Annotated in this window: 21 protein-coding genes; 4 read left to right on the top strand and 17 right to left on the bottom strand. The window is 69.7% G+C overall.

All coding sequences use genetic code 11. From position 1 onward, the window contains the following. Window positions 1–41: 41 nt before the first annotated feature. The 8 genes from galE to ACV7NM_RS21320 all read right to left on the bottom strand — a co-directional run bounded on the left by galE (window position 42) and on the right by ACV7NM_RS21320 (window position 11401). Window positions 42–1043: a UDP-glucose 4-epimerase GalE gene (gene galE / locus ACV7NM_RS21355; protein WP_463411766.1), complete on the bottom strand. Its 1002-nt coding sequence runs from the start codon at window positions 1041–1043 to the stop codon at window positions 42–44. Window positions 1044–1110: 67 nt separating this feature from the next. Next, window positions 1111–2730 (bottom strand): glycosyltransferase, encoded by a 1620-nt coding sequence (locus ACV7NM_RS21350; protein ID WP_463411765.1) that lies wholly within the window; start codon window positions 2728–2730, stop codon window positions 1111–1113. Window positions 2731–2785: 55 nt separating this feature from the next. Then, complete coding sequence (gene obgE, locus ACV7NM_RS21345) at window positions 2786–4231, bottom strand: GTPase ObgE (RefSeq protein ID WP_463411764.1); 1446 nt, start codon at window positions 4229–4231, stop codon at window positions 2786–2788. Between the two features lie 179 nt (window positions 4232–4410). Beyond that, entirely contained in the window at window positions 4411–4665 is a 255-nt protein-coding gene (gene rpmA, locus ACV7NM_RS21340) for a 50S ribosomal protein L27 (RefSeq protein ID WP_048480572.1), read from the bottom strand. 13 nt (window positions 4666–4678) lie between these two features. Further along, window positions 4679–4999, bottom strand: coding sequence for a 50S ribosomal protein L21 (gene rplU, locus ACV7NM_RS21335; protein ID WP_030159347.1), 321 nt, complete (start codon window positions 4997–4999; stop codon window positions 4679–4681). A 279-nt stretch (window positions 5000–5278) separates the two neighbouring features. Beyond that, on the bottom strand, window positions 5279–9286 hold the full coding sequence (locus ACV7NM_RS21330; RefSeq protein ID WP_463411763.1) for an Rne/Rng family ribonuclease: 4008 nt from the start codon (window positions 9284–9286) through the stop codon (window positions 5279–5281). Between the two features lie 233 nt (window positions 9287–9519). Beyond that, window positions 9520–10299 (bottom strand): TIGR03936 family radical SAM-associated protein, encoded by a 780-nt coding sequence (locus ACV7NM_RS21325; RefSeq protein WP_463414018.1) that lies wholly within the window; start codon window positions 10297–10299, stop codon window positions 9520–9522. Window positions 10300–10426: 127 nt separating this feature from the next. Next, complete coding sequence (locus tag ACV7NM_RS21320; RefSeq protein WP_463411762.1) at window positions 10427–11401, bottom strand: hypothetical protein; 975 nt, start codon at window positions 11399–11401, stop codon at window positions 10427–10429. 218 nt (window positions 11402–11619) lie between these two features. On the opposite strand from ACV7NM_RS21320, the gene ACV7NM_RS21315 reads away from it, so the two are divergent. The 3 genes from ACV7NM_RS21315 (at window position 11620) to ACV7NM_RS21305 (ending at window position 15155) form a co-directional block, all read left to right on the top strand. Then, a complete protein-coding gene (locus tag ACV7NM_RS21315) occupies window positions 11620–13194 on the top strand; it encodes a recombinase family protein (protein WP_463411761.1) in 1575 nt (524 codons plus the stop codon). 408 nt (window positions 13195–13602) lie between these two features. Then, window positions 13603–13962 (top strand): hypothetical protein, encoded by a 360-nt coding sequence (locus ACV7NM_RS21310; protein ID WP_463411760.1) that lies wholly within the window; start codon window positions 13603–13605, stop codon window positions 13960–13962. 590 nt (window positions 13963–14552) lie between these two features. Further along, window positions 14553–15155 (top strand): hypothetical protein, encoded by a 603-nt coding sequence (locus ACV7NM_RS21305; protein WP_463411759.1) that lies wholly within the window; start codon window positions 14553–14555, stop codon window positions 15153–15155. 1 nt (window position 15156) lies between these two features. Here ACV7NM_RS21305 and ACV7NM_RS21300 read toward each other — a convergent pair whose 3' ends face one another. Then, window positions 15157–15720 carry a hypothetical protein gene (locus tag ACV7NM_RS21300; RefSeq protein ID WP_463411758.1) on the bottom strand — a complete coding sequence of 188 codons (564 nt, stop codon included), beginning with the start codon at window positions 15718–15720 and terminating at the stop codon, window positions 15157–15159. 210 nt (window positions 15721–15930) lie between these two features. Beyond that, entirely contained in the window at window positions 15931–16521 is a 591-nt protein-coding gene (locus ACV7NM_RS21295) for a hypothetical protein (RefSeq protein WP_463411757.1), read from the bottom strand. A 164-nt stretch (window positions 16522–16685) separates the two neighbouring features. Between ACV7NM_RS21295 and ACV7NM_RS21290 the strand changes: the two genes are divergently transcribed. Next, window positions 16686–17519, top strand: coding sequence for a recombinase family protein (locus ACV7NM_RS21290; protein ID WP_463411756.1), 834 nt, complete (start codon window positions 16686–16688; stop codon window positions 17517–17519). A gap of 64 nt (window positions 17520–17583) precedes the next feature. Here the strand turns inward: ACV7NM_RS21290 and ACV7NM_RS21285 are convergent, their stop codons facing one another. The 7 genes from ACV7NM_RS21285 to rodA all read right to left on the bottom strand — a co-directional run bounded on the left by ACV7NM_RS21285 (window position 17584) and on the right by rodA (window position 26028). Then, window positions 17584–18048, bottom strand: coding sequence for a hypothetical protein (locus tag ACV7NM_RS21285; RefSeq protein WP_463411755.1), 465 nt, complete (start codon window positions 18046–18048; stop codon window positions 17584–17586). 80 nt (window positions 18049–18128) lie between these two features. Beyond that, complete coding sequence (locus tag ACV7NM_RS21280; protein ID WP_463411754.1) at window positions 18129–18353, bottom strand: DUF397 domain-containing protein; 225 nt, start codon at window positions 18351–18353, stop codon at window positions 18129–18131. Window positions 18354–19142: 789 nt separating this feature from the next. Continuing rightward, a complete protein-coding gene (locus ACV7NM_RS21275; RefSeq protein WP_463411753.1) occupies window positions 19143–19991 on the bottom strand; it encodes a helix-turn-helix domain-containing protein in 849 nt (282 codons plus the stop codon). A gap of 18 nt (window positions 19992–20009) precedes the next feature. Continuing rightward, complete coding sequence (locus ACV7NM_RS21270) at window positions 20010–20534, bottom strand: DUF6879 family protein (protein WP_463411752.1); 525 nt, start codon at window positions 20532–20534, stop codon at window positions 20010–20012. Window positions 20535–21101: 567 nt separating this feature from the next. Continuing rightward, window positions 21102–23027 carry a TIGR03960 family B12-binding radical SAM protein gene (locus ACV7NM_RS21265; RefSeq protein WP_463411751.1) on the bottom strand — a complete coding sequence of 642 codons (1926 nt, stop codon included), beginning with the start codon at window positions 23025–23027 and terminating at the stop codon, window positions 21102–21104. A 74-nt stretch (window positions 23028–23101) separates the two neighbouring features. Beyond that, window positions 23102–24754: a CYTH and CHAD domain-containing protein gene (locus ACV7NM_RS21260; RefSeq protein ID WP_463411750.1), complete on the bottom strand. Its 1653-nt coding sequence runs from the start codon at window positions 24752–24754 to the stop codon at window positions 23102–23104. Window positions 24755–24825: 71 nt separating this feature from the next. Next, on the bottom strand, window positions 24826–26028 hold the full coding sequence (gene rodA / locus ACV7NM_RS21255; protein WP_463411749.1) for a rod shape-determining protein RodA: 1203 nt from the start codon (window positions 26026–26028) through the stop codon (window positions 24826–24828).

The following is a 26028-nucleotide window of genomic DNA, read 5'->3' as shown; positions in this document are numbered from 1 at the left end:
CCCCGGACCTGGTCCGGGGCGGGCGGCTTCGTACGTGTCGGCTAGCGTCCGGCGGGGTCGAGGGCGCCCTTGCGGTTGGCTTCCCAGCCGGCCCAGGCCGAGGTGATCATCTCGCGGACGTCGTGCTTGGCCTTCCAGCCCAGCTCGGCGGCGATCTTGTCGGCCGAGGCCACCACCTTCGCCGGGTCACCGGGGCGGCGCGGGGTGACCACGGGCGCGAGGTCGTGCCCGGTGTGGGCGTTCATCAACTCGACCATCTCGCGGACGGAGACGCCCTCGCCTCGGCCGATGTTGACGGTGAGGTCCTGGTACTGGCCCTGCGCGCCCCACTCGGCGAGCCTGCGGGCGGCCACCACGTGGGCGTCCGCCAGGTCCTCGACGTGGATGTAGTCGCGGATGCAGGTGCCGTCCGGGGTCGGGTAGTCGTCGCCGAAGATCCGCGCGCCCTCACCGGCGCTGTAGCGCTCGAAGACCATCGGGACGAGGTTGAAGACGCCCGTGTCGGCGAGCTCCGGCGTCGCGGCGCCCGCCACGTTGAAGTAGCGCAGGCAGGCGGTGGAGATGCCGTGGGCCTTGCCCGCGGCGCGGACCAGCCATTCGCCGGCCAGCTTGGTCTCGCCGTACGGGCTCAGCGGCAGACAGGGGGTGTCCTCGGTGACGAGGTCGACGTCCGGCATCCCGTAGACGGAGGCGGAGGAGGAGAACAGGAAGTTGCGGATCCCGGCGGCGGCCACGGCCTGGAGCAGCACCGTCAGGCCCTGCACGTTCTCGTGGTAGTAGTACAGCGGCTTCTCGACGGACTCGCCGACCTGCTTCTTGCCCGCGAGGTGCACCACGCCCGTGATCTCGTGCCGCGCGATGGTCTCGTCCAGGGTCAGCCGGTCCAGGACCGAGCCGATCACCAGCGGGACGCCCTCGGGGACGCGGCTCTCGTCGCCCGTGGAGAGGTCGTCGAGGACGACGACCTTCTCGCCGGCGAGCAGCATCGCGCGGACGACGTGCGCGCCGATGTACCCGGCGCCACCGGTGATCAGAAATGTCATGCCTAGCTCCCGAGTCCTGTCTGTCCTGTGGTCTTGCCCCGTGCCGGCGGCGGAGGGCACTCGGCCCTCAGCCCGACCGCAGCGCCGCCTTGGCCCTGCCGAGCCGGTTGCGCACGAAGCTGAGCGCACCCGCCGCGCCCGGCGCGAGCCGGACCGCCAGCGACCCGCCGGCCGTGCGGTACGGCTGCGCCAACAGAACACCGTACCGGCTACTGAGCAGGGCGCGTCGGCGCAGCAGGTCATCGAGGGGGCGCGGGGAGGTGACCAGGGAGCTCCCGTCGGCACACTCCACGCCGATCTGCACGCCCCAGGCCTGCATCCCTCGCCGGCCCTGACGCCGTCCGGCCTCCGCGAGCGTGGTGAGGCGGAACGGCACGTCGCAGACCCAGCCGTCGCCGTCGGCCGCCGGGCGCAACTCCACCGGCTCCCCCCGTACGGGTTCCCCGCCCGAACGCGGCAGGAACAGCGGCCGGGCGGTCCGCGGCCCGGCCGCGGCGAGCCGCCCGTACAGGTCGCGCACCCGCAGGCGCAGCGTCGCGACGCCCGCCGCCCGGGCGTCGATGGTGACGGGCAGCCCCGCGATCGGCAGTTCCGCGAGCCGGTCCAGCTCCACCGGCAGTTCCTCGCTCCACACCGGCAGCCCGTCCGGGGCGGTCGCGTACGGGGGCTCCAGGCGCGGGGGTTCGGCGGCGAAACGGGCGAGACGCGCGAGGTCGGCGGGCGGGGTCGCGGTGGCCCGCAACACCCGTACGATCCACCGCGCGTGCGCCCCGGCGGCCTCGATGTCGGCGTCGGCGAAACCGGCCAGGTAGTCCCGCGTCAAGGTCCACCAAGCGGCCTGGTACTCGGGGTCCCGGCCGATCTCGCGCAGGTACATGCGCAGGTCGTACTCCAGGAACTTGACCTGACAGGCGTGTCCCAGATCCGGCGAGGACTCGGCCAGGACACGGGAGGCGGTGCGGTGGGCCTCGATGCGCGAACGCCAGTTGCCGACGTCCTTGCGGTCCAGGGAGATCGACACCTGTGCGGCGTCGCGGCGCACGTGCCAGACGTAGACGAGGTCGTCGATCACCGCGACGCGGGGATCGGCGGCCAGCACGCGGGCGGTGAAGACGAAGTCCTCGTAGCGGAAGCGGCCGTCGGGGAACCGGATGGAGTGCTCGTCCAGGAATGCGCGCTCGTAGAGCTTGTTGACGCACAGGGTGTCGCGGACCAGCTCGGGGCGCTCGGCGGGACGTTCGATCACGTCACCGGCGGTGTACAGCCCGGGCACCCACGGCACGTCCTGGTACTGCGGCAGCTCGCGCCGCACGCACGCGCCCACGGTCACCGGCGTCTTGTGTTCCCGCGCGGCGCTCACCAGGGCGTCGGCCGCACCCGGCGGCAGGACGTCGTCACTGTCGAGGAACAGGACGTACGGGGCGGTCGCGGCGGCGATCCCGTCGTTGCGCGGGGTTCCGCAGCCGCCGCTGTTCTCGGTGCGGCGCAGGACCCTCACCTTGGGGTGCAGGGCGGCCAGCTCGTCCAGCACCCTGACGGTGTCGTCGGAGGAGGCGTCGTCGACGGCGAGGACCTCGGCGACCACCGGGCCCTGGGCGAGAGCCGAGGTAACGGCCTCGCCCACGAGCCCGGCGTCGTTGTAAGCGATCACCACGATGGATACGGTGGCGGCATTGGTGCTGGTCACCCAGTTGATCCTAGGCGACCCGGGTAAAGGTCACCTCAACAGGACCGGTCACCCCTCAGAACGGGCGGAACTCGTCGTACTCCTGCTGCGCCGAGTCGCCGCGCTTGGCGTCCTTCTCCTTGCGGCGCTGGGTCGCGGGACGCGGGGCGTCCATGCGGTGGTCCTCGCCACGACGTCCCAGCATCTCGGCGCCGGCCATCATGGTCGGCTCCCAGTCGAAGACGACGGCGTTCTCGTCGGAACCGATGGCCACGCCGTCACCGGCGCGGGCGCCTGCCTTCTTCAGGGCCTCCTCGACACCGAGTCGGCTGAGCCGGTCCGCGAGGTAACCGACGGCCTCGTCGTTGTTGAAGTCGGTCTGACGGACCCAGCGTTCGGGCTTCTCGCCGCGCACGTTGTAGACGTCCTCGACCTCGTCGTAGGTGACGGTGAAGCCGGCGTCGTCCACGGCCTTCGGGCGGATGACGATGCGGGTCGCCTCCTCCTTCGGCTTGCGGGCGCGCGCCTTCGCGATGACCTCGGCGAGGAAGTAGGAGAGCTCCTTGAGACCCGTACGGGCGACCGCGGAGACCTCGAAGACCTTGTAGCCGCGCGCCTCCAGGTCCGGGCGGACCATGTCCGCGAGCTCCTGGCCGTCCGGGATGTCGACCTTGTTGAGGACGACGAGCCGCGGGCGCTTCTCCAGGCCGCCGCCGTAGAGCTTGAGCTCCTCCTCGATGACGTCGAGGTCGGCGATCGGGTCGCGGTCGGACTCCAGGGTGGCGGTGTCCAGTACGTGCACCAGCACCGAGCAGCGCTCGACGTGGCGCAGGAACTCCAGGCCCAGGCCCTTGCCCTGGCTGGCGCCCGGGATCAGGCCCGGGACGTCGGCGATCGTGTAGACGGTCGAGCCGGCCGTGACGACGCCCAGGTTCGGGACGAGGGTGGTGAAGGGGTAGTCCGCGATCTTCGGCTTGGCGGAGGAGAGCACCGAGATCAGCGAGGACTTGCCGGCGCTCGGGAAGCCGACCAACGCCACGTCGGCGACGGTCTTGAGCTCCAGGACGATGTCGCCGGTGGTGCCCGGGACGCCGAGGAGCGCGAAGCCGGGCGCCTTGCGGCGGGCCGAGGACAGCGCGGCGTTGCCGAGGCCCCCGCGGCCGCCCTCGGCGGCGACGTACGTGGTGCCCTGACCGACGAGGTCGGCGAGGACGTTGCCCTCCTTGTCGAGGACGACGGTGCCGTCCGGCACGGGCAGGACCAGGTCCTGGCCGTCCTTGCCGGAGCGGTTGCCGCCCTCGCCGGGCTTGCCGTTGGTGGCCTTGCGGTGGGGGCTGTGGTGGTAGTCCAGCAGGGTCGTGATCGCCTGCTCCACCACCAGGATGACGTCGCCGCCACGGCCGCCGTTGCCGCCGTCGGGGCCGCCGAGCGGCTTGAACTTCTCCCGGTGAACGGAGGCGCAGCCGTGGCCCCCGTTACCCGCGGCGACGTGCAGCTCGACGCGGTCCACGAAGGTGGTCATGGGTGTTCCTCCAGATACATACGGGAAATGTCCCGGACAGTCCGTATTGCTACCACTGCCCATTAAACGTGGTCTATATGACCAACGCGCCGAGGGCGGACCTCTCTTCCCGGCTCGCGCCGGGAAGAGCTGAGATCCGCCCTCGGGAAGTTACGTACGCCGGTTCAGCAGAGCTGAGATCAGGCGGCCGGAACGATGTTGACGACCTTGCGGCCACGGTGCGTGCCGAACTCGACAGCACCGGCCTGCAGCGCGAACAGCGTGTCGTCGCCACCACGACCCACACCCGAACCCGGGTGGAAGTGGGTGCCGCGCTGGCGGACGAGGATCTCGCCGGCGGAAACGACCTGACCGCCGAAGCGCTTCACGCCGAGCCGCTGGGCATTGGAATCGCGCCCGTTCCGGGTGGACGATGCGCCCTTCTTGTGTGCCATGTCTCAGTCCCTCTTACTTCGCAGCCGTGGGGATACCGGTGACCTTGATCGCCGTGTACTGCTGGCGGTGACCCTGGCGACGGCGGTAGCCGGTCTTGTTCTTGTAGCGCAGGATGTCGATCTTGGCGCCCTTGTGGTGGTCCACGATCTCGGCCTGGACCTTGATCCCGGCCAGCACCCACGGGTCGCTGGTCACGGCGTCGCCGTCGACAACGAGCAGGGTCGAGAGCTCGACCGTGTCGCCAACCTTGGCAGTGGAAATCTTGTCAACCTCAACGATGTCACCAACAGCAACCTTGTGCTGGCGACCACCGCTGCGCACGATGGCGTACACGCGGATCTCTCTCTCACTCGGGACGGATGCTCCTGAAGCCAGCCGCTCACATGGGCCGGGGCCCACGGTGATCCGGATTGGACGAGCGGCCTCTCCCGCGCGGCGCACAGACGCAGCGAATGGGAGGAAGGTGCTCAGGAGCGCGACGCGCACTAGACGTGGAAATCATCTAGGACATGCCGACGGTCTAGGTTACGGGGCTGGTTCCGGGGGGTCAAACCGGCCTCCGCAAGGCCGTGGGCCCCGCCGAGAGGCGGGGCCCACGGTCGTTACGACGGATCAGCCTTCGGCGGGAGCCGAGACCGACGGCGGCGTCTGCTGCTCGGCCGCCGCGGTCTTCTTCGTCACCCGCTTGGCCGGGGCCTTCTTGGCCGCCGTGGTGGCCGTGGTGGCCTTCTTGGCGGCCGTCTTCTTCGCGGTGGCGGTCTTGGTGGCCGCCGCCTTCTTGGCCGGGGCCTTCTTCGCCGGGGCCTTCTTGGCCGCGGTGGTGGTCGCCTTCTTCGCGGCCGTCTTGCGCACGGCCTTCTTGGCGACGACCGGAGCGGCTTCCTCGGCCTCGGCCGCGGGCCGCTCCGCCTCCACCGGCGCCTCGGCGGGGGCCTGCGGCTCCGCCGACGGCGTCTCGACGACCAGGACGGCCGCCTCGGCCGCCCCCGCCGGGGAACCGGCCGGAGCGGTGGCCTTACGGGTGGCACGGCGGCGCGCGCGGGGCGGAGCGGCCTCGGTCGGGGCCTGCGGGGCCTCCTCCGCGACGACCGGCTCGGGCTCGGCCGCGACGACGGCCTCCACCACGGGGACCGGCGCCGGCTCGACCACGGCCTCGACCACCGTCTCAACCACCTCCGGCTCGACCGAAGCCGCCGGGGCACCCGCCGGAGCGGTCGCCTTACGGGTCGCACGGCGACGCGTACGGCCCTTCGGCGCCTCCTCCACCGGCGCGGCCACGACCGTCTCGGCGGCCTCCACGGCCTCCTCGACGACCTCGGCGGCCGGCTCCAGGACGGTGTCGGCGGGCGCCGTCACCGGCTCCTCCTCGATGACCGGGGTCACCGGGGCCGGCTCGGCCGCAGCCCGCGGCGGGACGGCGGCGGCACCGCGCGGGGCGCCCGCCGGAGCGGTCGCCTTGCGGGTCGCACGGCGACGGTTGCGCCGACCGCTGATCCCCGCGGCGGCCTCCGCCTCGGCCGGGCTGCCGTACAGCTCCTCGCCCGCGACGAACTCCGGCTCGGGCAGCGCGCGCGGAGCCGCGATCTCGGCCGCGACCTCCGCCTCCGTCTCGGCCTCGTACTCCTCGACGTCGACGGCCTCGACCGTCTCGACGGCCTCGGTCTCGTGGTCGTGCTCGTGACCGCGACCGGCGCGACGCTTGGAACGCTTGCCGTTGCCACCGCCGCCGGCCGCCGTCGGGATGTCCATGTGGACGATCACACCGCGACCGTTGCAGTGGACACAGGTCTCGGAGAAGGACTCCAACAGACCCTGGCCGACCCGCTTGCGGGTCATCTGCACCAGACCCAGCGAGGTGACCTCGGCCACCTGGTGCTTGGTCCGGTCCCGGCCCAGGCACTCCAGCATCCGGCGCAGCACCAGGTCCCGGTTCGACTCAAGCACCATGTCGATGAAGTCGATGACGACGATGCCGCCCAGGTCGCGCAGCCGCAGCTGGCGCACGATCTCCTCGGCCGCCTCCAGGTTGTTCCTGGTGACGGTCTCCTCCAGGTTGCCGCCCTGACCGGTGAACTTGCCGGTGTTGACGTCGATGACGATCATCGCCTCGGTCTTGTCGATCACGAGGGAACCGCCCGAGGGCAGCCACACCTTGCGGTCGAGCGCCTTGGCGAGCTGCTCGTCGATCCGGTACGTCGCGAAGACGTCCACCTCGGAGGTCCAGCGCGACAGCCGGTCCGCGAGGTCCGGCGCCACGTGGGACACGTAGCCGTGGATGGTCTCCCACGCCTGGTCACCGCTGACGATGACCTTCGAGAAGTCCTCGTTGAAGATGTCGCGCACGACACGGACCGTCATGTCCGGCTCGCCGTACAGCAGGCTCGGCGAAGACGTCGTGATCTGCTTCGACTTCTTCTGGATGTCCTCCCACTGCCCCTGCAGACGCTCCACGTCACGGCGCAGCTCGTCCTCGCTCGCGCCCTCGGCGGCGGTGCGCACGATGACGCCCGCGTCCTCGGGGACGATCTTCTTGAGGATGGTCTTCAGACGCGCGCGCTCGGTGTCGGGCAGCTTGCGGCTGATACCGGTCATCGAGCCCTCGGGCACGTAGACCAGGTACCGGCCGGGCAGCGACACCTGGCTGGTCAGACGGGCACCCTTGTGACCGATCGGGTCCTTGGTGACCTGCACCAGGACCGACTGGCCCGACTTGAGGGCGGACTCGATGCGGCGCGGGCCGTTGGCCATGCCCAGCGCCTCGAAGTTGACCTCACCGGCATACAGGACGGCGTTGCGGCCCTTGCCGATGTCGATGAAGGCGGCCTCCATCGACGGCAGCACGTTCTGGACCTTGCCCAGGTAGACGTTGCCGACGTAGGAGGTGGCTTCTTCCTTGTTCACGTAGTGCTCGACGAGCACGTTGTCCTCGAGGACGCCGATCTGCGTGCGCTCGCCCGCCTGGCGGACGACCATCACGCGCTCGACGGCCTCCCGGCGGGCCAGGAACTCGGCCTCGGTGATGATCGGGACCCGACGGCGACCCTGCTCGCGGCCCTCGCGGCGGCGCTGCTTCTTCGCCTCCAGACGGGTCGAGCCCTTGATGGACTGGACCTCGTCCGCGCCCGTACCGGGTTCGGCCTTCTCGCGGGCCGGACGCGGCTCACGGACCTTGACGACGGTACGGACCCCGTCCTCCTCGGACGCCTCGACGTCCGTACCCCCGTCACCGCTGCGGCGGCGACGACGACGGCGACGACGGCTGGAGCTGGAACCCAGGGCGCCGGACTCGTCGGACTCGTCCTCCTCCGCCTCCTCGTCGGTCTCCTGCTCGGCGGCCTCGGCCTCGGCGTCCTCGTCGGCGGACTCGTCCATGTCCGCGGCCTCACCGCGGCGACGGCGACGGCCACCGCGACGGCGGCGACGCGACGGACGCTCGCCGTCGAGGTCCTCGTCGTCGAGGTCGGCGGCCTCGGCCTCCGCCTCGGGCTCCTCGGCCTCGTGCATCTCCACGTCGGCCATCGAAACGGGCGCCGACTCGGCGACCGGGGCGGCCTCGACGGCGCCACGGCCACGGCGACGGCGACGTCCGGCCGGCTGCGCGGCGGGGGCCGCGGCGGCCGGGGCCTCGGTCTCGGTCTCGTCCTCCTCCTCGGCTTCCTCGGCGCGGGAGGCGGCGGCAGCGGCTGCGGCGGCCATGGCCGCGGTCTCCGGGGTCTGGAACATCGGCTCGGCGAACACAGGGGCCTGGAACACGGCCACGGCGGGACGCGCGGCGCGACGGCCGCCACGGGACGGGGCCGGGGCGGCGGGCGCCTCGGGTTCGGCCGCGGCGACGGGCTGCGCGGGGGCGGCCGGGGCCGCGGCGGAGCGGGTGGCGCGGCGGCGTCCGCCGCGCTTCGGGGAGTCGACGGCGTCGGCGACGGTGACGGTGGCCTTGGCGGCGACCGGCTCCTCGACCGCGGGGGCGGCGGGAGCCTCGGCGGTCGGGGCCTCCGGGGCGGACACGGCGCGGGTGGCCCGGCGACGGGCGCGGGGCGCGGGAGCGGCGGGCTCCTCCACGACGGACACCTCCTCGGCGACCGGAGCGGGGGCCTCGGCCGCGGGCGCCTCGACCGCGGGGGCTGCGGCGGGGGCTTCGGGGGCGGTCACGGCGCGGGTGGCGCGGCGACGGGCACGCGGGGCCGGAGCGGCCGGCTCCTCCACCACAAGAGCGGACTCTTTCGGGGCCGGGGCCGGGGCCTCGGAGGCGGTCACGGCGCGGGTCGCGCGGCGACGGGCACGCGGGGCGGGAGCGGCCGGCTCCTCCACCTCGGGAACCTCCACGGCGGCGGCGGGGGCCGGAGCCTCGACCACCACCTCGGCCACGGTGTCGGCGGCAGGGGCGGCCACGGCGCGGGTCGCGCGGCGACGGGCACGCGGGGCGGGAGCGGCGGCCGGGGCGGCCTCCTCGGCCGGAGCCGGTGCGGCGGCGGCCGGAGCGGCCTCGGCGGCACCGGGCGGGCCGGCGGGCCGGGAAGCGGCACGACGACGCCTGCGCGGCGGCAGGCTGTCGCTCGGGGTTCCGCTGTCGGCGTTGCCGGCGGCGGTGGGATTGGTGTTCTCGGTTTCGTTGTCGAGCATGCGGGCGGTTCTCCCGTCACGCTCCCGGGCGCCGCGGCTGACATCCGGTCCGGCACGGCTTCGCGCGATGGGCGTGGAGCCGGCCTCCGGGGCGCGTTCGCCACACGGGAGCTCAGTTCGTGGCCGCCGGTTCCGTACGCGTTGTCGGTACGGCCTGGCGGAAGTCTTCAGGTCTGTGCGCTGCCCGACCCGGTTGGCTCCCGGGTGCCAGGGCGGCGCGACAACGGCGTTCCTTACGCGGCGGGACCTTCCAGAGCCTTCGCGTCGGCTGCTACGGCGGCCGTGGATGGGGCGGCCGTGTCAGCCTCGCGGTCGGGCGCGAGCGGGTCGGTCACCGTGCCGGACTCCTCGTCGAAGAGCCCCTGCGCCAGCCTGGTCACCGCTGCGGGGACCGGCGGCGCCAGGTCGGCCACAGCTCGGAGACCAGACAGGACGTCGTCGGGTCGCACGGCAGGTGTCAGATGCCGAACAACCAGCCGCAGTATCGCACAGGCATTGTCCAGTGGCCTATCAACCGGAGCGGGACGCGCTTCGAGGGTGACCACCGCACTTCGGGTGTCGAAGGTCCTCATGCCGTTCTTGGTGCGGCGCTGGACCTCGACGGTCTCGGCGGCGAGGAAGGCGCTCACGGCCCGTTCGGCGTCCGCGAGGTCCACGCCGTCCAGGCGCAGCTCCCACACGGAGGCCGTGAGCCGCTCGGCCAGCCCGGAGGTCCGGGCCTCGACGGCGTCGACGATGTCGAGCCCGACCGGCATCGACTCGTCGAGCAGCTCGCGGAGCGTCGCGGGGTCGCGGGGCTCGGCGAGGGCGATCTCCAGGTACTCGGCTTCGCTGCCGGTGCCTGTGGGCGCGGCGTTCGCGTACGAGACCCTGGGGTGCGGGGTGAAGCCTGCCGAGTACGCCATGGGTACCTCGGAGCGGCGCAGGGCCCGCTCGAAGGCACGCTGGAAGTCCCGGTGGCTGGTGAACCGGAGGCGGCCGCGCTTGGTGTAGCGCAGTCGGATGCGCTGCACCACCGGTGCGGGAGGCGGGCCTTCGGGCTGTCGCTTGCCCAGTGGTTCTTCTCCTTGTGCGGGGCTCCGCGGCTCGCGCGTCGCCCTGAGGTCTGGTGAGCCGGCGGGCCACTCTCCGCCCGGCGGCTCACCCCTGCGGCGCGCGCAGGGAGGTCTCGCGGGCGGGCGTGTCGCCCACGGCTGTCGTACTACCCAGAGTACGCGCCCGTGACCTCCCCGGTTCCCGGCCGGGGGCCCCGAACAGCATCTTCCGCACGTCGGCCCGGACCTCGCGGACGGTGACGCGGACGGTGCGCCACACCTCGCGTACGACATGTCCGACCGGCGTCAGCACGTGCCGGTACACCTGCGACGCGGGCCATCCCACGAGCACCCACCCGACCAACCGGAACGCCCGCCACGCGGTCCGTACGATCCGGCCGGCGACGTGCCACGCCCGGACGAGCGCCCGGCCGAGCGGCACGAGCACGTACCGGTACACCCCGTGGGCGACGGGCCGCAGCAGATACCGCCACAGCACCGCGCCGGTCCACGCGCACGCGTGCCCGACGGGGGTGAGCACATACCGGTGGAGGACTCCGCCGAGCCACAGCAGACCCCGGCCGACGGGCGCCAGCACGTACCGCCACAGCCCCACCCACGGCCAGACGAACAGGCTCATGGCGAGCGCCCACACGACCCACGCCACACCCTTGGCCAGCGGGGCGAGCAGGTAGCGCATGCCGCCGCGCACGATCCAGGAGAGCGCCGTCCCCAACGGACGGAGCAGGTACGCGTACAACAACCGGCCGCCCGGCGCGAGCACATGGCGGTACACCGGCTCCACCACGAACCGCCACAACCCGACCCACGGCCAGACGAACACGAGCTTGAGCAGCACGGTCAGCGCCCACCCGATCCCGCGTAGCACCGGCTGGAGGACGTACGCGTAAAGGGGCCCCAGCACATGCCGCCGCACGGCCCGCCCGAAGGCGACGAGCAGATCCCACACCACCCGTACGGGCAGTACGACGATCAACGCCACGATCTTGACGGGTACCCGGACAACCCCCACGAGGCAACCGTCACCGGGCTCCGCGTGCTGCCGCTTGTCGAATTCCATACCTGTAAGGACACGCGAAACCCTCCGACCGTTGCGGCGAGGGGGCCCAATGAACGTGCCCCCACCGGATCGGGTGGGGGCACGTCACGGAGCGCGGGCTCAGGTCACTTCACGACCGTGAGCGGGAGCAGCTTCTGGCCCGTGGGGCCGATCTGGATGTGGCTGTCCATCTGAGGGCAGATGGACACAGGTCCACATCCACACATACCCTCCGGCTCATGAAGACGTATGCCGTCGAGACGGAGTGGACTGCCTCAGACCTGGCCCTCTTGGAGGACCTGAAGAAGGCGGAGGCACTACTCCCTGCGGACGCTCCGCGCGCCCTGCTGTCCATCCGCCTGTCTGTACTGACTGAGGACACGACGTCCCCCGTCCGTCAGGAACTGGACCTCCGCCTCCTGGCAAGAGAGAAGGGGTGCCGCGTCGTCGGCGTCGCCTCTGATCTCAACGTGTCGGCGACGAAGGTTCCGCCGTGGAAGCGGAAGGAGCTGGGCGAGTGGCTCAACAACCGGGCCCCGGAGTTCGATGTCCTGCTCTTCTGGAAGCTCGACAGGTTCATCCGCCGCATGTCGGATCTCTCGACCATGATCGAGTGGTGCGAGCGGTACGGGAAGAACCTCGTGTCGAAGAACGACAGCATCGACCTCGAATCGACTGTGGGCCGGATGATGGTCACGCTCATCGGTGGCATCGCCGAGATCGAGGCGGCGAACACGTCGACACGGGTCGCGTCGCTGTGGGACTACACGCGGACTCAGGACGCGTGGTTCGTCGGCAAGCCTGCGTACGGCTTCGTCACCACGAAGGCGAACGGAAAGCCCTCCCTTGCCATCGAGCCGAACGCACACAAGGCGCTGCACTGGGCTCGCCGCATGGCACTTCGGGGAGTGTCTGCCCGGCGCATGGCTCTGTGCCTCGTCCGCTCCGGGCTCATGTCCCCAGGGCTCACTACCTCGACTCTCCTCCGGCGCCTCCGTAACCCGGCGCTCATGGGCTACCGGGTGGAGGAGAACATGAACGGCGGCGTACGCCGCTCGAAGCTGATACTCGGACACGACGGCAAGCCGATCAGGGTGGCCGATCCCATCTTCACCAAGGAGGAGTACGAGGAACTCCAGGAGGCCATCGACCGGCGCGGCAAGAACCAGCCCCAGCGCCAGACGCACGGCGCGACACAGTTCCTGGGAGTCCTCACCTGTGTCGACTGCACGTCGAACATGACCGTGCACGTCACGACCAACAAGTTCGGCCAGTACCAGTACCTCCGGTGCCAGAAGTGCAAGAGCGGGGGGCTCGGCGCACCCGATCCACAGGGTGTGTACGACGTGCTCGTGAACGACGTACTGAGAGTCCTCGGCGACTTCCCCGTACAGGTTCGGGAGTACGCGCAGGGGGCGGAGGCTCGGGCCGAGGTGAAGCGACTTGAAGAGGCCATCGCCTACTACATGACGGGCCTTGAGCCGGGAGCCCGCTACACGAAGACGCGGTTCACTCAGCAGCAGGCGGAGAAGACGCTCGACAAGCTCACCGACGAACTGAGCGCGATCGACCCCGAGACCACGCAGGACCGCTGGACGCTCGTCCACAACGGGAAGACGTTCCGCGAAGTGTGGGAGTCGGGAGGCATGGAAGCCATGGCCGAGGATCTGCGCCGCGTCGGCGTCACGTGCGAGGTGACTCGAACCAAGGTCAAGGGCGTGCGCGCTCCCTCCGTGCACCTGCGGCTGAAGATCCCTCGCGATGTGCGCGAGCGTCTCGTCATCAAGAGCGACGAGTTCGCCGCCAAGCTCTGACGGACCCCTGCCCCTGCCCTGTCTCGCCCGCCGGACGAAGGGCGGGGGCTCCTCCGATCAGGTTGACGACCGAACAACCTGCCGTGTAAGAAGATCCTCCCGCTTCTTCGAGGAGCGGACACCGTAGCTCCCGTCGCGTGACGGCGGTAGAGCTGGCCACTCCGTGAAGGGGCCGCCATCCCAAGGGGCTGGCAGGGGAAGCCGAGGGCACCCCGAAGCGCAGGACGGTACTGCGCGACTTCCACTCACCCGCCGAGGTACAGCTACGCGCTGCTCTCGGCCGCCGCCAGGAGGTCGCCACCCCTTGAACATCACCATCGAAATCGTCTGGACCTGTGAGGTCTGCGCATCACCGCTCGCCAACGGGGAGACGCACGACGACTGCGCCGGCGCCGAGGCGACCGGCCGATGAGTACGAGCAGCATCGACTTCGGACAGGGCCGCACCTGGGGCGGCGTCTCCCAACAGGAGTACCAGCGGATGGCCCGAGACCCCCGGCACCCCCTCGCCTACCGCATCCACTTCGCAGCCCTCGGGTGGGCCGACCGCCAGGGACACGCAAGCTTTGGTCCCGGCAAGCTCGCAGCACTGCTGGGCAAGGAGGGCAAGCCCTTGTCCGATCAGAGCACGAACAACGCTCTGGCCCGCGCCAGGCAACTCGCCCTTGTCTCTCCCCGGTCGGGGGCCGCTTGGCTGCTCCTCCCCTACCACCTCTTCCAGAAGAGGAAGGGCGCACCGGTACCGTGCCGCCTTCACCTCGACCGGTGATTACTGCATCCGTCGCATGTAGCCAGCACACGCCTCACGTGTAGCGGGTCGGCACCTCACCTGCGGAAACGTTCGTCTCCTCTCTCTTCTTTTTGTCCTCACAGTTGCGGCCCCGAAGGGGCCGACAGAGGAAGGCATCTTCGGCCTACGGCAAGCGAAGTGGGGCGCGGCAGCGCCCCAAGTGGCAGGCGGCGAAGCAGTAAGCAGCATGGGCGGCCGGACGGCCGCTACAGTCCGAAGCCTCTACGGCAGAGCGGCCCCGAAGGGGGCCGACAGGATCAAGCCCAAGGGGGCGCTGCCGCGCCCCACAGGACGTAAGGCTCCGTTCTGCGCACTCCTCCGCCGTCACCAAGGAGGCAGCGCAAGCCTGTGACCAGGCGCTACGCCGCCGCCGACTGGAGTACAGGCCAGCCAGAGAGCCCTGAAACCGTGGCACGATCTTGGCCGGTATGACATGGCGGTCGCCGTTGAAGGGCGCAAGGGGTCATCCCCCACCCCCACAGGTCAACCGACTCGGTTGGCTCAGGGGAGCCAGTGGTGAACGCCAAATTCGCTACGCGTTGGCTCGCCTTGCCAGCACACTGGCAGTCATGGATGGACTGTACGTCGTCAGGCACGAGCCAACCTGGCGCGAGGAAGCGGCGCCTGAGCCGGACGATGAGTACGACAACGACACGGACCACAAAACCGTGTACGCCCTCTTCGGGCTGGCCATCTACAAGGCCAACTGCCTCGAACACTCTCTCGTCAACCTGCTCGCGTTCACCAGAATCATCACGGCGAGGGAGCAGGGAGAGCAGCTCATCCGCGACCCCTGGACTCAAGGTTTCAAGGACATGATGGGCAAGCTCATCAAACGCGTCGAGCCGCACACCAGCGCCTACCCAGAGGTCATCGACGATCTCACCAGGAGCCTGAAGCGGCGTAACGACCTGGTTCACAACTTCTGGCGCGAGCGCATCCAGGACATGATCAGCGACACTGGCCGGGGCCGGCTGTGCGCGGACCTGAAGGCGGACTGTCGGCTCTTCACGCAGACCGACGAACGCTTCAGCGAGAGGGTCTTGAACCCCATCATGGAGGGCATGGGGATCACGGCTGAGGACGTTGAAGCGCAGTACGCGAAGGAACGCCGCGAGGCGATGGCGCGCTACGAGACCGAGGCGTTCACGGCTGGGGAAGGTTCGGCCTGATTCACGTGTTTGCTTTGCTCTTCAGATCATCGACACCGAGCCACTGGCCCCGGACACTCCGCTCACCCGCATCCTGACCGTCGCCGCTGCGCGCGGGTGCAAGGCTGTGACCGACGAGCATTTCAATCGAGCCCGCCGGGGCGATCTGTAATGCACCATTGCCGCCGTGACTCTTGCTGGCATTACGGCAGTCCTCGCCCTTGCAGGCATTCCTGTCAGTGTGCTCGTGGCCCGGTGGCAGATGCGCACAGCCCTGGCGCAGGCAAGGGAGAGCCATCGAGCGGCCATGGAGCTTGCTGAGGCGAACCATCGGGGCGCCTTGGAGCTGGCTCGCAGTGCAGCCGAGGCCGAACGTGATCGATGGCTCCTTGAGGCCCGACGCGCCGAGTATCGCAACCTCCAGAATGCGTTGGGACAACTTCGTCGAGCGGTCTACTCGCCCGATGCCCACAGCGGAATGCTGCGCGAGCTGTACGAGGAGGTGCACGACAGTTGTCACCGGATTCGAGAGGTCGGTCCGGATGAGGTCGCGAACTGCGCTGGCCTCATCCGCCGCCACTGCCACGGGCTTTACGTGCACGCGACACGGCGGCGCACCATTTGGGAGGAGACCATTGCGCCCCTTCGTGTCGATCTTGATGCCGCGATTCGCGCCACCACCGTCGGCGCCCCGCGGACGCCGGCTCCGAGGTCCCCGTCGCACCTTCGTCAACCCTGAAACTGTGGCGCGATCTTGGCCGGTAAGACGAGGCGGTCCGGATTTTCGCGCCAGGGGTCACACCCCACCCCCGTTCGCGCCCTCGGGGGGCTCGGTTACCTGCTCTCTCCTCAGTTGCACAAGAAGGGAGCGGCAGATCCAGTCGAAGACTCCGGAGCCCGCCCGACTCAACTCGTAGGCCAAGGTTTCCGCTTCTTCGTAGGAGATCTCGATGGAGGCCGCAGCCGTACGCCTCTTGCTGACAAGCGCCCACGCTGCGCTGGGTAGCGACTCAGTCTCCAGCACATGCTCCGGCGACCACATGCCGTGCACCAAGTGGTTCCGTCGGGCGAGCAGGGGCTTGAGGGTCGCAAGTGTGGAGCGACACTCGGTGCGCTGCGCTTCCGTGATCTCCCGATTGATCTTCACGAGCGCCGTACACGTATCGATCAGCTCATACGCTCCAAGTCCCGCAGCCACAACCTCGGCGTACTTGCTGTCGATGAGGCGGGTCATCAGTTGGCGCAGGTAGTACTCCAGCGCAGCACTCTGCCTCGCCACCTCACCCACCAGGAGAGACATGTGCCGCTGTATCTCCTCCATCTCCTCTTCCGATCGGAGGATCGGAAGCCCATCGAGATGGCTTGGCAGGACCGCTTCGTCAGACATGACGAAGAGCGTACCGAGACGCGTCTCACAAACCTTCGTTTTCGGGACGGCCGGGCCGGACTCGGCGCGTGTCCGTTTCACCCACGCTCGGACGTCTCATAACCCGTCCCGAAACATCTCCCTCAAGACTGGCTTTCGGGACACGTTTGTGAGACGGTCTCGTCATGACCACGAGCACCCCGGCCGCCCAGGTCGAACGTCACGCCTGCCCGAAGTGCGATGCCCCCGCCGGCAGCCCCTGCCGTACGACCACGGGCAAGGTGGCGGCGAACTACCACACGGGCCGCTTCGCCCTGGTGCCCGCGCTCAAGGCAGAACTGACCGTGAAGACTCCGGCCGACCGCAACCCCGGTAAGGCGTGGACACAGGGCGCTCCTGTCACACAGGTGCCCGACGCGGTACCGGGCGCAGCGATCCGACTGGGCTACGCCCGTTGCTCAACCGTCGGACAGGAACTTCAGTCGCAGTTGGACATGCTTGCCCGTGCCGACTGCACCCGCGTGTTCTCGGAGAAGATCAGTACCCGCGTGAAGGAGCGGCCGGAGCTGGAAAAGTCGCTCACCCTGGCACGGGAGATCAAGGCAGCCGCACCAAATCAGCCGGTCATCCTGACCGTGGTCGAGATGAAGCGGCTTGCCCGCAGTGCGGCGGAGCTGATGACGCTGTCTTCCACCCTTCAGGCGGACGGCATCCAACTTGAACTCCTGTCCGGTCCCCTTCAGGGGGTGTACGACCCCAACGGGGCAGGTGCCATCGTGTTCGCCGTGCTCGCCGTCAGTGCCGAGGTGGAGCGGGAAGGCATCCGAGAGAAGACGTTGGAAGGGCTGGAGGCTGCGGCCCGTAAGGGCAACGTCGGTGGGCGGCCGTCCGTAGTGGACGACGACACGCTTGCCGTAGCCCGTGCCCGGCACTCCAAGGGAGACAGCGTCACGGCCATCGCCAAGGCCCTGGGGATCGGTCGTGCCACGTTGTACCGCCACCTCGGCGAGAGCGCCTGAGACAGGCGCACACGGACACAGACAGGCCCTCGGCATACGCCGGGGGCCGCTGTCATGCACTGGCCTACCGGGCGGGACAGGCCAGGTCCGGAGCTGAGCGGTTCGGTGAGCACGTCACAAGAGCGACGGAGTGGAAGACAGTGCCCTTCAGGTAGTGGCCGAGGGACACGTCCCCTCCCCACGTCAGCCGCTCGACCGCACTCTTCACCAGGAGAACCAGCCTGGTCACTTCCCGATCCTGCTCAGAGGCGAACCGGGGTGCGAACTCTGCGAGCTGAAGGCCCAGCCACTCGCCGGCCTCCTTGGGCTCCGCCCACGTCCCTCGGATCGTCGAGGGCGGTTTCATCAGCCAGTGCGCCGTCTGGATCGGAGGGAGGTCGGTAGTCGGGAAGACTGCCACGGCTTCCCGGTACCGGTCGTGCACCTCTTGCTCACTGGTAGCCGCCGGAGCCTGGCCGGGCGGTCTGCGGACGCTCTCCCTGTCGAACGTCTTCTTCTCCCCCACCCATGCGTAACCGTGGTGGTGCACCGCTGCTCCGTTCCGAGAGATGACGACGGCCCCGCTCGTCGGCGTGAGGGCAGGGCCGTCAGTTCAGGTGGTGCCGTGGATCAGGCGGAGAGGTCGAAGCGCGCGGGGTCGATACCCGCCGCGTCCAGCTCGGCCGTGGTGAAGCGCAGCGGCTCAGCGTCCGGGCGCTTGCTGTCGCCCATGGCCCACGCGTCCGGCCCGATCTTCGCGAGGATCACGCACGCCTCGCCGTCCGGGTGGGTACTGCCGCCGCACGCCTTCGAGAACTCGGCTCCCTCGATGGGGAGCCCGTACAGGTCGGTCATCGTTGTGCCCTTCCTGATCTGCTGACGGCCCAGAGAGGGCCGTCCCCCGCCCGTAGCGGACGGAAGTCTTGGAGTGGACGCCCCGGCTTCCCTGGGTCCGGAGCGGCGCCCTCACCGCCCAGGGCGGCACCCCAGCCAAGGGGCGGACCGGGGGGAGAACCTGAGCACGTCAACTCAGACGGGACACGTCCTGTCCCTGTTCAAGCCTTGTCCGGTCGGGGGTCTACCTGTCCCCCGCCGGGAGGGTGGCGGTGACAGGATTCTGTGAGCGGCTCAAGGAGCCGAGGGCACCCGCAGCGCCTCTGCGATCTGCTCGACCGCATCAGCGCGGATCATCCCGAGATGGACGTACGCCTGCCCGCTGTGCGTCACCACGGGTCGGACGCTGCTCCACGCGGACTCGGGAACTCCGAGCGCAGCGAGTGCCGCACGTATGGATTCCGTCGCGTCCGTCGCCAGAGTCCTGGCGTCCCTCCACGTCTGCATGTCCATCAGTGGCCGGTCCCGTGCATCCGGAGCAGGATGTTGCAGTCAGCGACCGTGGTGCTGTCGTGCTCCATCCCAGCCGCCTTCCGGAGCTGGCCGAGCCGCGCGCACTCGGGGCAGCCGGGCACAGGACGGGGCGCAGGGCGCTCCTCCCGGATCGGCAGCTCTACCGGCGCTTCCTGCCACCGCGTGGGTTCCGTCTTCGTCACCGTCGCGCCCTCCCTGTCGCTTCCGAGGTCGATGAACAGACCGTAGGGAGCGGGCTTGTGAGGGGTCCACGCTGTTGCACGCGGTTGCACGGATTCACCCCAGGGCAGCGAGAGCCATCGTGATCAGGGCGCGGGCTTCGGCTCCGCGCACGGCGGATCGGGACAGCTCGGAGAAGGCCCGGAGGTACGTACGGATCTCGCCGGGCGTGGTCAGGTTGATCTCTGCGGTGAGGGTCTCCACTGCCACCTGTCGATCATCGAAGGCGTAGAAGGCTTCGAGCGGCCAGACGGTCCGGCGGGCCCGCGCGGGGATGATGCCGAGGGATACGTTCGGCTGTCCCATCACCGCGAGCACGTGCTCAAGCTGTGCCGCCATCGCGGCATCGTCGCTCACCCGGTAGTAGAGAACCGTCTCTTCGAGCACCAGGGCGAACCGATGGTCCCCCTCTCGGATCACGCGGGACCGTTGGGTCCGAGCCTGCACGGCGTCCGTCACATCGTCCGGTGTCCCCTGAAAGGCCGTGATGGACCGTAGGAGCCCTGTCGCGTAGCCGGGGGTCTGGAGCATCCCCGGCATGACGTTCGAGGCGTACACGCGAAAGGAGCGGGTCCGCTGGTACAGCGGGACGGTCTGCTCATGGATGCGCCGCATCCCGTCACGGTGGATCTGCCGCCACTCGACGTACATTGACTCTGCGTTTCGGGACGCAGCGATCAGATCGGCTGCGTAATCGTCGGCCCCGCAGGCAGCGCACCAGGCACGGATGTCTGCGTCCGAGGGCGGCGTCTTGCCCCGCGCGATCCGGGATGACTTCGACTTGTGCCAGCCGCACAGAGCGGCCAGCTCATGCCCTGTCAGGCCAGCGTCTTGCATGAGGCCCTGCAAGCGGGCAGCCACAGCGGCTCGTGCCGCTTGGGCGCTGGAGAGTGGAGAGGAAGGCATGAGCTGACCGGTCAGGAATCAGACGGCGTACTTCTCGTGCGGGACGGCTCGCTCCCACACCGCTTCGAACGCCGACGCGCACAGATCAACTGCGGCAGGGTCTTCCGTCTGGTCAGTGTGGACCCACCGGCCGACGCCGTCGAAGACGTTGAACTGGACAAGGCGGCCGTCGAACAACCAGAAGTCGTTGCCCGGCAGGGCAAGGTCCGAGGCGTTGCGACGGGGCAGCCAACGGATCTGCTCTCCGGCCGCCACGTTCGTAAAGGTGCCCGAGTGCTCGAAGGCGATGTAATCGCTGACCGGCTCCGAGACGATGCGGGCACGTCGGATGACCACGCCCTTGGCCGTGACCTCCTGAACGAGGTCGAGCCAGGGACGCCACCACGAACCCCGGTCCTCAGGGTCGAGCCGGCGCCCTTGCTTCCACGCGGCGAAGCCTTCGATCTCGTTCTCGACGCCGTACGTGTCGCGCATCTCAAGATGCACGGCTGACTCCTGCACTGACCTGATGAGGTCAGAGAAGTCAGTCAGACTCTGCGACACGGAGCGCCTCCCTGAGAAGCGGGATCATCCGCTTCGGAACCCTGATCACCGACTCGTGCCCGGGGATCGGCACATCTCGCGAGCTCTCGCCCGTGGTCCGCTCGTCTGCCGTCCACCCCTGGATCACAAGATCCTTCGACTCCTGGTCCACCCACACAGCGGGTGATCCGTGATCTCCGGACTCGGGATCTTTACCGACGAACCGTAAGGCCATGGTGTCCCTCCCTGTCGAGCGCGTTGCGCCTGGTTGCACGACCTTCACTCTGTCGGAACCTGCGGGTCAAGAGGGCATGTTCACCCCGATCCGACCCGATGCTGTCCATCGGCGCCACGCAAAAGGCGCCCGGACCCTTACGGCCCGGACGCCTCTCGTCAGCTACACCCACTCGACCGCCGAGACGATGCCCGGATCTTGCCGAGGAGCAGGGAGCGGCGTACGCCGCACAGGGCGGGAAGCCTGCTCACGCTCCCTCGTCCCGAGCCCTCGAAGGATCTCGGTACGCTCCGCCTCGCTCATGCCAGCGAGCGTCTCAGCCATCCTCTGGACGGCATCGCCGCTGGTCACGGCTACTTCTTGACCTCAAGCGGGAGCAGCTTCTTACCCGTCGGTCCTACTTGTGGCCATGTGTCGAACTGAGGGCACACGCCGCAGTCGAAGCACGGCGTCCAGCGGCAGTCCTCGACCTCCGTTTCGTCGAGGGCGTCCTGCCAGTCCTCCCAGAGCCAGTCCTTGTCCAGGCCGGAGTCGAGGTGGTCCCAGGGGAGGACCTCCTCGTAGGTGCGCTCGCGGGTGGTGTACCAGGCGACGTCCACGCCGTAGGCCGGCAGGGTCTTCTCCGCCGCCTGCATCCAGCGGTCGTAGGAGAAGTGCTCGCGCCAGCCGTCGAAGCGGCCGCCGGACTCGTAGACCGCCCGGATGACGTCGCCGATGCGGCGGTCGCCGCGGGAGAGGAGGCCCTCCACGATGCCGGGCTTGCCGTCGTGGTAGCGGAAACCGATGGAGCGGCCGTACTTCTTGTCGCCGCGGATCTTGTCGCGCAGCTTCGTCAGGCGGGCGTCCGTCTCCTCCGCCGACAGCTGCGGGGCCCACTGGAAGGGGGTGTGCGGCTTCGGTACGAATCCGCCGATCGACACCGTGCAGCGGATGTCGTTCTGGCCGGAGACCTCGCGGCCCTTGGCGATGACGTTGACCGCCATGTCGCCGATCTGGAGGACGTCCTCGTCGGTCTCCGTCGGCAGGCCGCACATGAAGTACAGCTTCACCTGGCGCCAGCCGTTGCCGTACGCGGTGGCGACGGTACGGATGAGGTCCTCTTCCGAGACCATCTTGTTGATGACCTTGCGCATCCGCTCGGAGCCGCCTTCGGGGGCGAAGGTCAGTCCGGAGCGGCGGCCGTTGCGGGTCAGCTCGTTGGCCAGGTCCACGTTGAACGCGTCCACGCGGGTCGATGGCAGGGACAGCCCCACCTTGTCGTCCGAGTAGCGGTCGGCCAGGCCCTTGGCGATGTCCGCGATCTCGGTGTGGTCCGCGGAGGACAGCGACAGGAGGCCGACCTCCTCGAAACCGGTGGCCTTGAGACCCTTCTCGACCATCTCGCCGATGCCGGTGATGCTTCGCTCCCGCACGGGGCGCGTGATCATGCCGGCCTGGCAGAAACGGCAGCCGCGGGTGCAGCCGCGGAAGATCTCGACGGACATCCGCTCGTGGACGGTCTCGGCGAGCGGGACCAGCGGCTGCTTGGGATACGGCCACTCGTCGAGGTCCATGACGGTGTGCTTGGAGACCCGGTACGGGACGCCCGACCGGTTCGGGGCCACGCGCGCGATGCGGCCGTCCGGCAGGTAGTCGACGTCGTAGAAGCCGGGGACGTAGACCTGGCCGGTCTTGGCCAGACGCAGGAGGACTTCCTCGCGCCCGCCCGGGCGGCCCTCGGCCTTCCAGGTCCGGATGATCTCGGTCATGTCGAGGACGGCCTGCTCACCGTCACCGATGACCGCGCAGTCGATGAACTCCGCGATCGGCTCGGGGTTGAAGGCCGCGTGGCCGCCGGCGAGCACGATGGGGTGGTCGACCGTACGGTTGCGGGCCTCCAGCGGGATGCCCGCGAGGTCCAGGGCCGTCAGCATGTTGGTGTAGCCGAGCTCGGTGGAGAAGGAGAGCCCGAAGACGTCGAAGTCGCCGACGGGGCGGTGGGAGTCGACGGTGAACTGAGGGACCTTGTGCTCGCGCATCAGTTCCTCGAGGTCCGGCCACACGCTGTACGTGCGCTCGGCGAGCACGCCCTCCCGCTCGTTCAGCACCTCGTAGAGGATCATGACGCCCTGGTTGGGCAGACCGACCTCGTACGCGTCCGGGTACATCAGCGCCCAGCGGACGTCGCACTCGTCCCAGACCTTGACGGTGGAGTTGAGCTCACCACCGACGTACTGGATGGGCTTCTGCACATGCGGGAGCAGCGCTTCGAGCTGTGGGAAGACCGACTCGGACATCACGCGACTTTCGTGAAGCGGGCAGGGGGGCGACTCTCAAGCGTACCGCGCGGCTCGGTCGCCCCCCGCCGCGGTGATCACCGACCGCGGGCGAAGGAGGCGCTCCTGCGGGAGGTCTTCGCCCATACCCGCGGCAGCTCCCGTTCATAGCGCTTCGCGAGGGCTTCCTCGCGGCCGTGGAGCAGGCCCCAGGTGAAGGAGGTCTCGCCGGCGCCGGCCGCCTGGACGGCCAGTGCGCGCAGGGCGTCGCGGGCGACGACGCAGTCCTGGTGGTCGCCGAGCAGGGTCTGCACCTTCTTGGTGGCCTTGGCGAGGCGCTCGGCGGGTTTGCCGATCGCGGGGGCGGCGGCCTCGGCCGCGTAGCGGGCGCGTTTGGCCGCCTTGCGGGCCTCGTGCAGGGCCAGGTCCCGCTGGTGGCCGGCGCTCAGGGCCAGGGCGCGTTCGACCCGGTGGGCGAGCCGGTCGTGGTCGCGTCGTACGGCCTTGGCCAGGACTTTCGCCGCCGGGCGGGACGCGGCCTTGCGCAGCGGCGGAGTGGTGAGCAGGGCGTCGAGGGAGTCGAGGAGGTCCAGGTACCGCTCGCTGTCGAGCGCGGTGAGCACCCTCTGGCGGGTCTCGGCGCTGCGGGTGGTGTCCCAGACACGCAGGCGGGCGCGGACGGGGCCTAGCAGGAGGGCGACGTCGACTTCGTCGAGCCGGGTGCGCAGTCGTTCGCGGAGGACTTCCTGGTCGCGGTCGGCTCCGAGTTCGGTGGCCAGCCAGCGCAGCTCGGCGCGCAGCGGGTCGGTGGCCGTCCGGTCGAGCACCGTGCGGAAGGTGGCGAGGGCGCTGCGCAGGCGGCGCGTGGCGACGCGCATCTGGTGGACGGAGTCGGGCAGGTCGCGGCGTACGGCGGGATCGTGGGCGATGAGGGCCTCGCGCTGTTCGCGCAGGTACGCGAGGACGTGCGCGCCCGCGGTGTCGTCGGCGGGGCCGGGTGCGGGCCGGGCGGGCGGGGTGGCGCCCGTCTCGGCGAGGGCGCGGACCAGTTTGGAGGGGGCGTCGCTGACCTTGAGGCCGGCCTTGCGGAAGGTCTTCTCGACGGCGTCGAGGAGCTTCGGGTCGACGCCGTCGGCGAGTTCGACTTCGACTTCGGTCCAGGCGGTGGTGGCCCGGCCGCGCTCGGCGGTGACGGTGTCGGTGCTCAGTTCGGCCAGCAGGGCGCCCTGGGCGTCGAGGAGGTGGGTGACCTTGCGCCGGGAGACGAGCCGTACCTGGGGCATCAGTTCGGCTTCGCGGGTCCGGGAGCGCAGGAGTGAGGCGAGGGGCCCGGGAACGGTGTCGTCGCCGAGCGGGGCCGTGAGCTCGTCGCGGACGCCCGGGGCGACGGGCAGTTTGAGGTGCCAGCCCTCGTCGGCGCCGCCCGTCCGGCGGCGCAGGGTCAGGCCGTCGGCGGCGAGCCGCAGGTCGGGGGTGTCGTAGTAGACGGCGTCGAGCGTCGCGGTGCCCCTACGGCGCATGGCCGTGATCGCGGCCGTGCCCGTCAGGTCCGGCAACCGCTTCTTCGCGGCCCTCCCCTGCGCCTTTCCGACGCTCTTTCCCGCGGCCTTCGCTGCCGCCTTCCCCGCGGTCTTCCCTGCCGTCTTTCCCGCGGTTTTCCCCGCCGCCTTTCCCCGGGCTCCACCCTCGGCCTCCCCCACGGCCGAGGTGAACTCAAACTTCCGTTCGATCTCTCGCTTCGTGTCCGCCATGCTTCGAACGTAGCCCTGAAGGGATCACAACATGAACGGAAAGCCACGAATCGCCCCGCCGATCGGCCGGATCAGGCTGATATCGGCCGCTGGACCCTGATCGACTGCAAGAGCCCCACCGCCACCCACACGGCGAACATCGACGACCCTCCGTAGGACACGAACGGCAGCGGCAGGCCCGCCACCGGCATGATGCCGAGCGTCATCCCGATGTTCTCGAAGGCCTGGAAGGCGAACCAGGCGATGATCCCGGCGCACACGATCGTGCCGTACAGCTCGGTGGTCTCCCGGGCGATCACGCAGGCGCGCCACAGCACCACGCCGAGCAGGACCAGTATCAGTCCGGCCCCGATGAAGCCCAGTTCCTCCCCCGCCACCGTGAAGACGAAGTCGGTCTGCTGCTCGGGCACGAACTGGCCGGTGGTCTGGGAGCCCTTGAAGAGTCCTGAGCCGGTCAGTCCGCCGGAGCCGATCGCGATCCGCGCCTGGTTGGTGTTGTAGCCGACGCCCGCCGGGTCGAGCTCGGGGTTGGCGAAGGCCGCGAAGCGGTTGATCTGGTACTCGTCCAGGATGCCGAGCTGCCAGATCAGGACGGCTCCGGCCGCCCCCGCGCCCATCAGGCCCAGCACCCAGCGGTTGGAGGCGCCGGAGGCGAGCAGCACGCCGAGCACGATGACGACCATGACCATGACCGAGCCGAGGTCGGGCATCAGCATGACGATGCCCATGGGGGCGGCGGCCAGGCACAGGGCCTTCACGACGGTGCGGTGATCGGGATGTTCCAGGTCACCGGCGTCCACGCGGGCCGCCAACAGCATCGCCATGCCCAGGATGATCGTGATCTTCACGAACTCGGAGGGCTGGAGCGAGAACCCGCCGCCGATCACGATCCAGGCGTGGGCGCCGTTGATGGTCGCGCCGAGCGGCGTGAGGACGGCGAGGACGAGCACGAGCGAGAGCCCGTACAGGATCGGCACCGCCCCCCGCAGGGTGCGGTGGCCGAGCCAGACGGTGCCGATCATCAGCACGATGCCGATCCCGGTGTTCAGGGCGTGCCGTTCCAGGAAGTAGTACGGGTCGCCCTGGTTCAGGTGGGTGCGGTTGCGGGTCGCCGACCACACCAGCATCGAGCCGATGAAGGACAGCGCGATCGCGGAGAGCAGTATCGGCCAGTCGAGTCGGCGCAGTACCGAGTCCCGTGCGGTGAGCCTGGTCAGCGTCCCGCGTTGCCGGGGCGCGTAGCGGGAGACGGAGAACTTGTTCGCGGTCTGCAT

It is taken from the genome of Streptomyces sp. Tek67B01 (genome assembly GCF_055231995.1).
The sequence above is the reverse complement of the archived record's forward strand: the minus strand, read 5'-3'. Positions and strand labels throughout refer to the sequence as shown.